Annotated in this window: 11 protein-coding genes and 1 pseudogene; 9 read left to right on the top strand and 3 right to left on the bottom strand. The window is 63.0% G+C overall.

The genetic code is table 11. The features are described from left to right. Positions 1-623: helicase associated domain-containing protein (locus ACFWSK_RS36440; RefSeq protein ID WP_383796107.1), on the top strand; the 623-nt coding region annotated here is incomplete at its 5' end. Between the two features lie 75 nt (positions 624-698). On the opposite strand, the gene ACFWSK_RS36445 is transcribed toward ACFWSK_RS36440, so the two are convergent. Beyond that, positions 699-2,714: an ATP-binding protein gene (locus ACFWSK_RS36445; protein WP_383796109.1), complete on the bottom strand. Its 2,016-nt coding sequence runs from the start codon at positions 2,712-2,714 to the stop codon at positions 699-701. A 412-nt stretch (positions 2,715-3,126) separates the two neighbouring features. Continuing rightward, a complete protein-coding gene (locus ACFWSK_RS36450) occupies positions 3,127-3,546 on the bottom strand; it encodes a hypothetical protein (RefSeq protein ID WP_383796112.1) in 420 nt (139 codons plus the stop codon). A gap of 419 nt (positions 3,547-3,965) precedes the next feature. On the opposite strand from ACFWSK_RS36450, the gene ACFWSK_RS36455 reads away from it, so the two are divergent. The 5 genes from ACFWSK_RS36455 (at position 3,966) to ACFWSK_RS36475 (ending at position 8,045) form a co-directional block, all read left to right on the top strand. Continuing rightward, entirely contained in the window at positions 3,966-4,817 is an 852-nt protein-coding gene (locus ACFWSK_RS36455) for a hypothetical protein (RefSeq protein WP_383796114.1), read from the top strand. Between the two features lie 13 nt (positions 4,818-4,830). Then, a complete protein-coding gene (locus ACFWSK_RS36460) occupies positions 4,831-5,559 on the top strand; it encodes a hypothetical protein (protein WP_383796117.1) in 729 nt (242 codons plus the stop codon). 42 nt (positions 5,560-5,601) lie between these two features. Then, positions 5,602-6,141 (top strand): nucleoside monophosphate kinase, encoded by a 540-nt coding sequence (locus tag ACFWSK_RS36465; protein WP_383796120.1) that lies wholly within the window; start codon positions 5,602-5,604, stop codon positions 6,139-6,141. 387 nt (positions 6,142-6,528) lie between these two features. After that, positions 6,529-7,128, top strand: a complete 600-nt coding sequence (locus ACFWSK_RS36470; RefSeq protein WP_383796122.1) for a hypothetical protein — start codon at positions 6,529-6,531, stop codon at positions 7,126-7,128. A 161-nt stretch (positions 7,129-7,289) separates the two neighbouring features. Then, complete coding sequence (locus ACFWSK_RS36475; RefSeq protein WP_383796125.1) at positions 7,290-8,045, top strand: transposase family protein; 756 nt, start codon at positions 7,290-7,292, stop codon at positions 8,043-8,045. A 182-nt stretch (positions 8,046-8,227) separates the two neighbouring features. Here the strand turns inward: ACFWSK_RS36475 and ACFWSK_RS36480 are convergent, their stop codons facing one another. Continuing rightward, positions 8,228-8,599, bottom strand: a complete 372-nt coding sequence (locus ACFWSK_RS36480) for a hypothetical protein (protein WP_383796128.1) — start codon at positions 8,597-8,599, stop codon at positions 8,228-8,230. Positions 8,600-9,731: 1,132 nt separating this feature from the next. On the opposite strand from ACFWSK_RS36480, the gene ACFWSK_RS36485 reads away from it, so the two are divergent. The 3 genes and pseudogenes from ACFWSK_RS36485 to ACFWSK_RS36495 all read left to right on the top strand — a co-directional run. After that, positions 9,732-10,571, top strand: coding sequence for a S8 family serine peptidase (locus tag ACFWSK_RS36485; RefSeq protein ID WP_383796134.1), 840 nt, complete (start codon positions 9,732-9,734; stop codon positions 10,569-10,571). A 251-nt stretch (positions 10,572-10,822) separates the two neighbouring features. Beyond that, positions 10,823-11,803, top strand: a complete 981-nt coding sequence (locus tag ACFWSK_RS36490) for a hypothetical protein (RefSeq protein ID WP_383796131.1) — start codon at positions 10,823-10,825, stop codon at positions 11,801-11,803. Positions 11,804-12,269: 466 nt separating this feature from the next. Beyond that, positions 12,270-12,708 (top strand): annotated as a pseudogene (locus ACFWSK_RS36495) (transposase family protein); the annotation flags it as partial. Positions 12,709-13,006 lie beyond the last annotated feature (298 nt).

Below are 13,006 nucleotides of genomic sequence, written 5' to 3' on the forward strand. Positions count from 1 at the left end.
ACCTGGCCAACCTCCGCCGCAAGGGCGGCCTGGGCAAGGACCCGGACCGGGCCGAGAAGCGGGCGGCGCAGCTGACGGCGATCGATGAGGACTGGAACTGCCCCTGGCCGCTGGACTGGCAGCGGCACTACCGCGTCCTCGCGGATCTCGTCGACGCCGACGGCGTCCTGCCGACCATCGAACCGGGGGTGCTCTTCGAGGGCGACGACCTCGGCAAATGGCTCCAGCGGCAGCAGAACCCGGGCACCTGGGCGCACCTGTCGACCGAGCAGCAGGAGCGGCTGTCGAAGCTGGGCGTGCAGCCCGCCAAGGTCGCGCCTCCCTCCCCGGCGGCCCGGCGTACGACGAAGGGCCCGAGCAAGGCGCAGCAGGCGTTCCAGCGGGGCCTGGCGGCCCTCACGCAGTGGGTCGAGCGCGAAGGCACGGACCGGCCTGTGCCGAGAGGGCACAGCGAACAGATCGCGGTCGACGGCGAGGCGGAGCCGGTGACCGTGAAACTGGGCGTATGGATTTCGAACACGAAATCGAGGAGGGACCGGCTGGACGCCGAGCAGCTCGCCGCGCTCGCGGAGCTGGGCATGCATTGGGCGGGGCCGATCGCCCAAGCCACTCTGGACCGCTGACGCCTTCCCCCGACTGTCCATGGGCCTCCAAGGTGGCCCATGGACAGTGCCTGACTCCGCACCAGCTAAGGCGGGTCACACAGCAGGGGTCTGGGTCGCTCCCGAGCGTGGTGTGGGCACTGCGGTCGGCGGCTGTCGCAGCTGGTCAGGGAGAAGGTCGCCGTGGCGTTGTCGGAGGTAGGCCAGGGCCGCTTCCAGCGAGGGATTGTGGTCCATGCCCTTCCTGACGAACTCCAGCCGCTGTTTGGCTTCCCGGAGGATCTCGGACCACGTGCGCACCCAGACCCGGACACTGGCGTGCTCGTATTGCGTGGGTTCGCTCAGCAGGCCCTCAGGTTTGTTGGCCTGACGCACGGATGGCTTGAGCCTGTCACTGACCGACCGGACGACGAGGTAGAAGTCCCAGGTGGTCTTGACGTTGGCGAAGCGGGGCTCTTTGAGGACTGCCTGCATGTAGTCATCGACTTGGTGTGACTGCTCACGGTCGGCATCGACAGATGGTGCCTTGAGCTCGATCACGAGGTGCCGGACGCGATCGTGCTCATGGCTCTCAGCGGAGAGCATGAGGTCGACTCGGCGGGTGCCACCGTCGACTGCACGCACCGGTCCGTCCGGGGTCGGGTCCCAACCGACAGCACGCCGATGATGCTCCAGCACGCGAGTCAAGCCGATCTCGCTGCTACGCATCATGTTGAATTCCTCGCCAAACACCCACAGTTCGCGTTCGAGGATTTTGTGAAGGTGATCGCGCTCCTTGACCATGCCGTACGTATCTACGTCAAAGACCAGGTGCTCAAGGGCGGTCAGGAACTGAAGTCGTGAGGTAACGATGGACGAGGCACGGATGATGTTGGACAAGCTTGTCTGCTGCAGGAGGCCGTGCAGGTGGTTGACATCCTCATCGCCCAGGCTCAGCACCTTTTCCAGGATGTCCACCATCTGGTCCGGGTTGTGGCGCAGAGAGTTCTGCAGCAAGGACAGCGTGAGCCGCTTCTTTTTCCTGTCACCGGGGATGTGGCGGTTGATGGAGGTGGCGACCAAGTCGAACGTCGCCTGCTCTGCCCGGGTCTGATCGTCCTCAGGTCGGCGTGAGTAGGGGTAGACGCCTTCCTCTATCCACCGCTCCACGAGCTGGCGGCGCTGGCGACGGCGACGTTCTTCAAGCCGGGCGCCGATCCATTCGCGAGCGGTCCGTAGCAGGGGAGCCAGGGGGGTTTCCCCGCCCAGAGTGACCAGGGGGATCTCGTTGCGGTGTCGGGGCATGGGTTCCCACAGCACGTAGGCGGTGTAGGGGAAGTCAGCATGCTCGGCAGAAACGTCCAGGCTTTCCACCGGGGCGCTGGCTGCATCACACAGGGCGATGGTGCGCTCTGCGCCGGTGCGCCAGTGGATCAGGCGGATGCGGACGGGATGGGTCTGATCCTCGTACTCGAAGGTGAGGTCTTCGGACTCCTCGGCAAGGATTTGGGTTTGCGGGTCAATGTGGTGCCCGTCGTAGGTGACCCGGATATCGGTCCAGGTCAAAAGGTAGGGCGCGAGAGCTGCCGTGATCTGGGAGACGGCTTTCGGTTCCAGAAGCTTGTTCAGGTGGGTGGCTTGCTTGCCCCAGAGCTCAACCTTTGTGCCCGGGCTGTCGGCCTCGGGTGTCGTCTGCGTGTCAATGAGCCACGTTTTTCGGCGGCTGATCTCCGCTTCAATCGTGGTGCGCATCAGCTGGCCGTCCAGAGTGCGCGCAGTGCTGGTCCAGCGCGATACGTCCCCCAGCGCGAAGGCCCGGAGGCGCCCCCGTCCGGCCTTTCCATGGAGCGGGCGCCCCAGACGCTCGGTGACACCGCCCACTCGCTTGGCCGAGTCCCCCACCTGTTTGAAGGCGCTCCGCGCCTTCTCTGGGGTGATGCCGTCCCCGTCATCGACAACGACGATCTTGTCCACTCCCGTGATGCCAGATCGCTCAATCGTCACGTCGACCTTTGTGGCATCGGCGTCGAGGGAGTTCCACACCAACTCCAGGACGGCTTTAACTGCCTCTCGTTCATGCGAGAGCTGCCGCACCAGGTCGTCCCCGGCTTCCAGAAGTACGTGATCCGCCATAACTGCGCATCATTCAGCAGTACGGAACAGGTTGTCCATCCCGCGTTGACAGTGCGTAACACCTTCCATGCGGGGCCAGCGGCCAGACGCACGGCCTGTGCAAGGACTGGCGGCAGGCCGGGTGCTGCTTGTCACGGATGTTCAGGTGCCGAGGTGGCAGGAACGCCAACGGCGCCCGGCGCGGCTGATCAGTCCAAGGTCTTCCAGGCGACCGAGCTGCTGCTGGACAGGCCGACCCGTTCTCCGATCTGGCGAATCGAGGGCCTTCGCCGTGGTCCGCGATCCAGTTTCTAATCACTCGCAGAATCTGGACCTGCCGGTGTCGGTCGGGGCGTCGGTACTCATGCCGCTCTCGCTGCGCGACGTTCGCCGCGGGCCTGACGGCGCAGCTCGGTCCGGTCGGCCGGCCTGGTTAGGACGGCATCCCGCCCGCCGCGTCCCAGCCCCGGACGAAGGAGGCCAGTGCGCGGCGCTGCTCTTCCTGCCGGGCGGTCTGCTGGGCGAGGACCTGGCGGTCGATGTACGGGTCGATGGCGGCGAGGACCAGGCGGCGGAGTTCGTCCGGCTCCAGCGCTTCAACTTCCCACTGCACGGGGTGCTCGATGTCGAAGCCGTAGCGGCGCGCGAAGGCCGGCCGCCGAGGGTCGCCGCGCTTGCCCTCGGTTGCGGGCAGCTCGTAGTCGTGGACGACCTGGTCGTAGGTGAGCAGCACCCGCTCGGTGTGGCTCCAACACGCGGTGCGCGCCGTCCAGTCACGTTCGACGTCCTCGCCGGAGCAGTCGAAATCACCGACATTTCTCCGGGGCGCCACGAGTGTGTGGTTCGAGTTCACGCAGCTCAGAAGCGGTCGGGATGACCATAGCGGGTGCAACACCTGTGGTGCACGGATGCTCGGCGACTTTCACTCTCCTTGGTCATCTTCTGCGGTCGATCCATCTGCGGTGCCGCGGATGAGTTCGGTCACCGTCTCTTGCAGTGCCTGCAATAGCCGCCGCTCGGGCCTGGTGTCGGACAGTCGCGGATCGCACGACGCTCGGCTCCCTCGCGGGCGAGAGCGGCTTGACGAACAATGGAGGTGTGGCATGACTCGGTGACCGCGCGAAGGAAGCTGGCCGGGATGCTCGAAGGCGGGGCCTCGGCTCGCCATCACCTCGGGGCAGCGGAGTAATTTTCCGTCACGCTCTTGTGGGCCAGCCGACCGACCTTCAAGTCAGAGAATCCCGAGCGCCGAAAAGCGACCAGGGGATGGCCATGAATGAGTCTCTCGTTAGCGTGGATTTGTCGGATGTTTCCGATGACCTGAGGCGCACGTTCACATCCATCGCTGGCTCGACACCCTATGGGAATCGAGCATTTCCACCCCCCGAGCAATACTGGCGAATCGTGGATTCGCAGCACGTTACAGGTGCTGCAGACCTCGCAACGCTGGCTGTACTAGCGCAACTCGATTGGCATCTGCGGGGACAGACGGGCTGCCAGTTTGCCCGACTCGCCGCCCGTGATGCATCTACTCTACGATGGGACCACCTTGTCATCTTGGAAAATGGCCACGGAGGCCCTGCCCTCTATAGCCAACTGGAAATCTGGCTTCAAGCTGCCGCTACCGACCCATCAGTAGAGGTATTGAGCATAATGTGGCCCAATCTGCGCGAGCCGGATCGCGTCGTGGACCTAATCACCGAGCTAACCGACACTACCGCTTTCTGGCTTGAAGAGGATTTCATTCACGACGGAAGACGGCATCTACACCTGCGCTATCCTGTGACGGATGGGGTTCAGGCGTGGGTAATGGCCTTTGCTCCTTTCTCTTTCCTGCCAAATACACGCCGCGGGCCTTTTATGGAGCTTGCGATTCGAATCAAAGAAAAGCCTGAGTGGCTCTTCCACCGACTCAACCAAGATCGCGACATCGCCCATCTCGCGGATGTCCCCATGGATATGAGTGACAAGTACTGGGAGGACCGCTGGCGCAGCACCCTTCGGCGCACGCGCATGATCCTCGGCGGGGAGCCGGACTACGTGTCCGCCGCGAAAGCTACACTCGCGGTGCCTGTTCCCCACGAAACGGACAGAGATCAAGGACATGACCCAACCGCCTCATAAGGCTCCGCTCGCGGTGAGCAGCCTGTTCATCAAGCCTGCTCATGGTGAGCCCATGCGAGCGGTCCCCAGGCTGGAGCTGAGTGCATCTGAAGGCATCAAAGGCGACTCGAACCCTGACGGCCGCAGCCCAAGACAGGTTGCCGTCATGCACCGGCATAGCCTTGAGGAGCACGGGATCGACGCCGCAGGCGCGCGCGTGAACATCGTGCTTGATGGCGGTGCCTCGAATGAATTGACTTCCGGCGCATCGCTGTACGTGGGAAATGCGCACATCCGCATCACCTTTGCCTGTGAGCCGTGTTCCCACGGCGCAACAATGGCTGCAGCACCGATGCGTCGGTTCCGGATGCTTGAGCGGTACTGCGGATTGGTGGTAGACGGTGGATCGGTCGAACTATCGGACTCCTCCGTTCGATTCCGCAGCGACGCATACGAGGCAGTACCGGATACGTTTGCCGACCGATGCTTGTGGGCGTCGCTGCGCATTCCTCCAGCACATGTGGTGACTGGTCTTGAATTCCTGCGAGCAATTGGGGCCAGCCGGTCGTACGCGCGTGTTCTGCCACGCTGGCTTGCTCAGGCGGGACGTTCCGGCGCACCCATCCATCGAATCCTGACCGCTAATCTAACCATTCCCTCATGGAGCACGGAGGCATCACTTCTTCTCGCAAATGAGGGCCTATCGCCTCGCGACTACAGGCACGCTCAATTTGATCTCACAAACGCCTTGTGGCTCTCCTGATTTAGAGAGATAGGCGGCAATATGCGGAGCGTTTCAGTCTTCTTGCTGGGAATACCTGGCTCCGGCAAGAGTACGGTTGCCAAAATTCTCGCTAAGTCACTGGAGGCAGAACATCTCGCAGCAAGCACCGTGTTGCGAGAATATGCCGCCAGCCATCCTGATGAAAGCAAGTCTTGGGCAGAATTCTGGCGAGCAGGAGCGAGCGCACCAGACGAGCAGGTGCTGCCTGTTTTGTGGGGGGCTTTCGTCAGGATGACTGCACTCCGAGCAACAATACTCGACGGATACCCGCGCACTGATGTGCAATTGCAGGATTTTCTTGACCGCGGCGGCTGGATTGATCTCGCCGCGATGCTCCACTCCAGCGAGGATGTTGCACTGAATCGAATCATGAATCGGGGAGCTACGAGCGGGCGGGTCGACGACGTACTTCAGGTTGCTCGTAGGCGACTTGACAGTGAAAAGCTCGCTCAGAATTCACTCTTGTCAGCGCTTTCGGTTCATGTCGACGTCACGGTCATAGACACCGATAGCCTCAACCCTCGGCAAATCGCTGATTTAATCGCTGCACAGGTTCAATAAACCCAAACTGACCATGCCCTGCGACTTCACTGAGCCATTTCCAACCTGACGGCGGTGGCCGCGTGTTGTGACTGAGCGCTTCAGGCGGTCGGTGAGCGGTTGATCTGGCCACCTGAGCGTTCGGCTCGCGGTAGTGCCGTCGTCAGTCAGGTCGCACTTTGGAACGGCAGGTGGAGCCGCGTCAGTTCGGCGTCTTCATCCGCTGCGGGGTCCCCGGTGAGCAGTGGGCGGCAGCCCTTTCGCTCGGAGCTGACCTCCTCGGAGACGAGCCGATGTTCACATACGTTGCCGACCGCGTCCGGACGAAGCCAGCCGCGTTGAAATCAACTGGGCGATCGATCCTGATCATGACAGGATGACGGTTCAGGACTGGGGAGGCGGGGCAATATGGGGCTGGACTACAGCTATGAGATCTTCATGCCCCCTCGGAACGTTGCGAGAGCACTGACACGGCTGGCCGAGCTCGCCCCCCAAGGCCGCGAGACGCCGCCGCTTCCAGTGACCCTGCCAGGCGGAGAGCAGTTGCTCATGCCGTTCACCTCGAAGTTCAAGAGCGAACCGGTCGACTGTTCATCAGGCGGCTCGCTCGAACTGGACACCTCGATCGTCGTCGGCGTCGACGACGCGATGCGCGAGTTCTTCCTCCGCGATTCCGACAGGGTCGACGAGCAGGGACGGGCGTCGGTCGGGTATATCTACCTGACGGTCAGGTTCTCCCCTGCATGGCACCCGAACTTTGCGTCAATGCAGTTCACAGCCGCTACCTCGAGCATGAGCCGGATGTTCGTACAGTCCGCGAGCGTCAGGAAGGTGTTCACCGACCTCACCGCCACCACCGGTGGTGTGTGCTGCCTCCTCGACACCGAGACCGACATCTTCGACATCTGCTGGTTCAACGGCGAGACGCTCAGTGGTGAGACTGTTCCCGGCACCCGTTTCTCGGGCTTCCACGATCTCGTCGACGCTTGGTGCGAGCCGGTGGAGTAGAACCGGGACGGTGCCCGCACGGGATACGGCGCACCTGACCGGTCAACGCTCAACCGACAACTGAAGCCTCAGTCAGAGGTGTTGGACGGAACTGCGGGACGCCGAAGCTCCTGGCAGACGGGTTCTCGACCAAGATCGCCCGCAGCCACCAGGAGCTTCGTATGCTTGTCTACCCGTCGTCGATCGACCTGTCCAGTCGCACCCTGCGGTATCTGACCGGGCGACTCGCTGCCCGGCGAGGGGAGATCGGGACCCGGTGGCGGCGTCTGACCGCCGGCCGTCAGGCTCTGCTCGCCCTGGCCCATCTGCGCTGTGGTGACACCTACACCCAACTCGCCGCCGGGTTCGGTATCGGCATCGCGACCGCATACCGCTACATACGCGAGGCCGTGGACGTACTGGCCGCCCTCGCGCCCACCCTGGCCAAGGCGATGCGCGTCGCGAGGACCAAGGCGTTCGTGATCCTGGACGGCACCCTGCTGCCGATCGACCGGATCGCCACCGACACCCCGTACTACTCGGGCAAACACAAGCGACACGGCATGAACGTCCAAGTCCTCACCGACCCGTTCGGCCGCCTGTTGTGGGCCTCGCCCGCGCTGCCCGGCTCCACCCACGACCTGACCGCCGCCCGCACCCACGGCATCGTCGAAGCACTCACCCACGCCGACCTCAAGTGCTGGGCCGACAAGGCATACCAGGGCGCTGGCGGCTCCATCCGGGTGCCCTTCCGCGGCCGTCGCCTCAAGCGGTGGCAGCGTCGCCACAACAGCACACACGCCAAAATCCGCTGCCTCGGCGAGCAAGCCATGGCCACCCTGAAGGGCTGGCGTCTCCTACGGAAGCTCCGCTGCAGCACCAACCGCATCACAGCGATCGTCCAGGCCGTCCTCGTCCTTCACCACGCGTCAGCGTGAGGTTGGAAAAGGCTCACTGGCCACTTCCCGGGCCCCCGTCGAACGGGGCATGGGACTGCTGAAGTCCTGGCGGATCTTCCGAAGATCCCGGATCAGCCCCAACCGCATGACGTCAGTCGCCAAGGCCGTCCTCACCCTGGAGAGGCAACGCTGAAAATGCTCAGTGGGCACGCTGAAAGCGCTCACTGTGGCTTGAGCAGTTGCTCGAACTCGGCTACCTGCGTCCCGTGACGCACGTTTGATCCCTCCACGATGGCTCTTTTCAGGACGTCCAAATTCACGTCAGCAGCTATACGCGGAGGCGCCACGCCAGGGGTGTGCTCATAGTTCCAGACTATGACGTCTAGGAACACTGGCGCTTTGAGATCTCGCCTCAATAGCAGGAGTGACTGGGTGATGGCTGAATAAGGCGTGAAGGGGTTTGTGAGCCACTGGCGCAGATCGGACTCCGGCACACTGAAATCCACGCCCATTTTGCCTAGCCCTTGAATCACCTGCTTGAGTGCCTCCTCGAGTCGTTCGTTGGCGGCGTGCGCTTCCGGTGGAGCGTTCATTGCTCACCTCCTCAGATTACTGAAACCGGATTAGGCGGGTGTGTTTTTAATTGACGCAAAACGCACCGCAGCCATTACCGCAGCATTTCATGCCGGGCGCGCAGCAGACGCTACCGCTGAGACATTCGTTCCACCCCTGCGGACATCCCGCTGCTGGCTTTGGGATTTGTGTCACCCCTGGATCGACTGGCTGAACCGGATCCCCGAATGACGGGTGCTGACAGACATTGTTGATGCACATCTCGGTTCCCCTGCACCCGCATTCATTGCCGCAGCATGGTCCAGGTGGACAGCAGTATCCGCCGCAGCAGTGTTCTCCGGGGGCGCAGCACCTTCCGCCGCAGACGCTTTGGCCCGCCGGGCAGCATGTGGACGTGCGCTTATGGGGGGATGGCGCGTTGACGTCCACGCAGGTTTCCCCGTAGTCGCAACATCCGCCGCTCGGCAGGCCAAAGAGATCAAAGGAGCAGAACGTGGGGCAGCAATCAGTGCCCGGGAGGCTGACGGCAGCCTGACACCCGAGAAGTGTGAGATCGCAGCCGGCAATTGCTGGCGGAAAGAGTGCAGCGCCGGCGAGACAGATATAGAAGCTATCCATACAAGTCTCTTGACTTGACGTGCACTTGGCCTGAGTTTCGGGTGTCAGTGCAGGTATGAACGACTGCTTGGCGTGCGAGTCGCTGAAATTGTCGCCTCGCGTTTGGTAGTAACCGCTGTTGCTGTAAAGGGAGTATCCCGCTGAGAACCCGGGGAGAGTCATGTCGAGTCCCCTGTTCAAGGATTGAATCGTGATGGTCTGTGACCTGTTAGGAAGGGCTCCTCTGCTGCGTTCGCGAGAACGTGCCAGTTCTGCCGCAGGCATCAGGTCAGGTCGGTGATGTGAGGGGGCCACGCCGAGAAGTCTTGGGCTCGACGCTCACTTCCTTCTCTCTGCATATCGTCCTCCCGCTCGGCGAGGCGTGCAACTTACTCTGGATGCGCCCGAGTGTCACAACTCCCCGCTCGCCGCGCACGACGCGTGGAATTATGCTGAACTGCGGGTGCAGGGGGGTCTGTTCATCGAGGAGATTTCATGCATTCCATGGATGCTGCTTCAAATATTCCTCTTTCAATCGTCTCTCTGCCCCGACTCATGGCTGAGACAGCAGGGGATCCCGCCATCAAAGTCGGCCTGATTGACGGGCCAGTTATGTCGCACGCCGTCTTTTTGGAATCTCGTATTCAACATCTTCGCCCTTATAGAGCCTCATCCACGGCAGGGCATGACACCGCGACGTTGCATGGAACGGCTACGGCTGGAGTGCTAGTCGGAAGCCGCGGAACCGAGGCCCTAGGGGTCTGTCCTGGGGTGACGCTCTTGTCCTGTCCCGTGTTCACTCCCCGGGACTCCCGGGCTGCGGCGTCACCTGCCGAGCTCGCAGACGCGATTGTCGAGACGACGAACGCGGGAGCGCGTGTCATCAATATGAGCCTGTCCCTGGGCCCGGGTCCGCGCACCGGCCTTAGCGCGGTGGAACAGGCACTGGAGCACGCGGCCGGACGTGAGGTCATCGTGGTGGCGGCCTCCGGCAACGAGAGTTCAATTGATGGCACTGCCCTCACCCGCCATCGGGCTGTCATCCCAGTCGTGGCCTACGACCTCAAGGGACGGCCGGCGCGATTCTCAAACCTTGGGCACTCCATCGGACTGCGGGGTGTGGGTGCGCCCGGGGAGGGGATCGTGAGCGTTGGGGCAGGGGGAGGCTCGCGCCCCTTTGGCGGTTCGAGCGCCGCCGCGGCGATCGTCACCGGAGCGATCGCCTTGCTCTGGTCGAAATTCCCGCACGCGACACGCGAGTCGATCGTGCATGCGGTGACATGGTCAGCGTCCCGCCGGAGGTCGGTAGTACCGCCGCTGTTGAACGCCTGGCGGGCTTACGAGTGGCTGCTCGCCGCTCAACGGCATGGACCCCAGGAGGTGCAGCGTGGCTGAGCACGGCAATCGGGACGCCGAACCGTCACCACGGGTACGGCTACCAGGATTCATCAATGACGAGGACATCGGCTTGGGTGACTTGATCCGCCGCGTTACGCACAACGTCGTGCCCAGGTCATGCCAAGGATGCGAGCGGCGTGCAGCGGCGCTCAACCGCTGGGCCGTGTTTACAGGTCAGCACCGAAGCCGACCCTGACACAAAGCGGCGTTGTATCACATCCGCTGCAGACAACGAGGAGCACTGAACTATGGATGATTCCCTCTTCACCCCCCAAGACACTGCTGGCCTTGAATCTGCTGCTGGCGCGACGCCCCCTCCCCTTGAACCGCCTCCTCCGCCGACTCCCCCTACTTCGACGCAAGAGGCGGGTACGCCGTCTAACCCCGGCTGCGGCGGTTCGTGCACAGGTAGCGGGCATGGGGCTGCTGCGGAAGTCACAAGTCCATCGGGCGAGGCTGGCAGTCAGTTCGTCTACGCAATTGGCCGGATTGACGCGCGCATCCCGAACCTGGGCGTCGAGAAAGAGATCGCACAGGCCATCGGACGAACCGCGCCTGCCAATCTGACTGATCGGCAGGCGCTGTTCTCCGTGCTGACCGAGCCGCAGAACCGCTACCTCGCCAGGCAGATGTGCTACGTATTGGAGACCCAGGGTATAGCGACGTACATCCTGCTCCCCCGGGATCCAGCCGACTACAGACTGCTACTCGAGGGCCTAGGGGCGTCACCCCGGGAGATGAACCTCCAAGTCGTTATAGGTCTGCGTGGACCAATCGCTCCACCCGACCTCTGTAACGGGCTGAGCCTGCCGCTGGTCGCCTTCGATCAGATCTATTCCTTCGACGCTGACTCGCTCGTACAGTCCCTGCCGAAGCCGGACTCCGTCGATGAGGAGCCATTCCGCGCTGCAGCCGAGGAATTGTTCACGAGGGTGATGCAGATCGCCGACAACGCTGGCTCGTCCGACGAACACAGGGCACTGAACTATCTCGCAGTGCGGTACCCGCAGATCTACGCCGCAAGCGCTGAAGCCTTCACCAAAGGGCGGACGCTGACGTCAATCGAGACCCGCACATCACGTCTTTCGGGCGCGCGCAAGATCCTGGATGTACTTTTCTCCTACACCGATCGGCAGACGGACGTGACCGAGAAGAGCTTCGTCCGGATCGACGTAACCGAAGAGTTCCCGTTCCTCGTGACGAAGCTCTCCCCATACTACGACCGCTGATGAGGGCGGTCGGAGGAGTGGCCGGGTCCCGTTGATCTGCGGCGTCAGATGGTGCTGCGACCTGGTCGGACAATCAGCTCCGTGCCCGTCGGCGCATCGAAATCCTCGCTGGGAGGAGATTGCGATGTACGGTCATGTGCGAAGCATTACCAGCAATGAGCCGATCCCCATGATCAAGGTCAGTGTCTATCGCCGTGATCTGACGCTCTCGGCGGGTATTTCCTTGCGGCGGCGTTGGGCGAGGCGGAGACGAACGACGGCTACCCGGCCACAGCCCAGGTTCGCCTGTCCATGCTCAAACAGCACAGTCGGGCGCTTCAAGAAGCTCAGGAAGCGCTCTACCGGTATTTCGGCGAGCAGTCTTAAACGGCTGGCCCAGTGAGCGTTTTCAGCGTGCCCACTGATCGGGTGATGTGGGTGTAAGACCTGTCCCGTAACTGCTGGTCGCGGGTGAGATGATCTTGGGGTGTCTGGTGTGATCACGGCGTCGGAGCCGTCCTGGATAGCCCCCGTTCACCGGGCTGAGCCCACGTGCCTTCGGCAAGTTGGTGTCTGCGTTGCGCCGCGAGGGTGCGGATCCGGTCCGCACGGGCCGTCCGTGGTCTCTGCCGCTGGAGGACCGGGTGCTGCTCGTGGCGTCCTACTGGCGAACGAACTTGACGATGCGTCAACTCGCTCCGCTCTTCGGTATATCGAAGTCCGCGGCCGACCGGGTCATCGACCACCTCGGCCCGTTGCTCGCCCTGCAGCCCCGCAAGCGATTCCGCAAGGACACTGTGCTCATCGTGGACGGCACCCTTGTGCCCACCCGCGACCACACCATCGCCGAGCAGTCCAAGAACTACAGGTACTCCACGAACCACCAGGTCGTCATCGACGCCGATACCCGGCTCGTCGTGGTGGTCGTGGACGACGACGACACCGGTTCCCTTGCGGGGGCTCTGGGCGGCTTCGTCGCTGAGCTTGATGGTGCGCTCGTAGTGGTAGTCGGAGCCGACCGGGAATCGGTCCACGGCCAGACCCCGAGGCGGGGCTGGTGTCACCGGTCGTGGTCAGCGACGTGCCGATACTCCCGTAGAAGGGGAGGCCGTCGGTGGTGTTGAGGGACCGCTGGCCGTTGCGGACCTTGGCCGCCGACTCCTGCGGGCAGACGCCCTTCGCCGCGATGTGGAAGTGCTGAGCGTGGGGCGCGCCGGCCAGCAG

The organism is Streptomyces sp. NPDC058620, from assembly GCF_042717135.1.
GTDB lineage: Bacteria > Actinomycetota > Actinomycetes > Streptomycetales > Streptomycetaceae > Streptomyces.

What these genes read in the sequence shown, in the direction of transcription:
- ACFWSK_RS36445 (WP_383796109.1), bottom strand. Translation starts at nt 2,714, where the DNA reads ATGGCGGATCACGTACTTCTGGAAGCCGGGGACGACCTGGTGCGGCAG.
- ACFWSK_RS36455 (WP_383796114.1), top strand. Translation starts at nt 3,966, where the DNA reads ATGAATGAGTCTCTCGTTAGCGTGGATTTGTCGGATGTTTCCGATGAC.
- ACFWSK_RS36470 (WP_383796122.1), top strand. Translation starts at nt 6,529, where the DNA reads ATGGGGCTGGACTACAGCTATGAGATCTTCATGCCCCCTCGGAACGTT.
- ACFWSK_RS36475 (WP_383796125.1), top strand. Translation starts at nt 7,290, where the DNA reads ATGCTTGTCTACCCGTCGTCGATCGACCTGTCCAGTCGCACCCTGCGG.
- ACFWSK_RS36480 (WP_383796128.1), bottom strand. Translation starts at nt 8,599, where the DNA reads ATGAACGCTCCACCGGAAGCGCACGCCGCCAACGAACGACTCGAGGAG.
- ACFWSK_RS36485 (WP_383796134.1), top strand. Translation starts at nt 9,732, where the DNA reads ATGGCTGAGACAGCAGGGGATCCCGCCATCAAAGTCGGCCTGATTGAC.
- ACFWSK_RS36490 (WP_383796131.1), top strand. Translation starts at nt 10,823, where the DNA reads ATGGATGATTCCCTCTTCACCCCCCAAGACACTGCTGGCCTTGAATCT.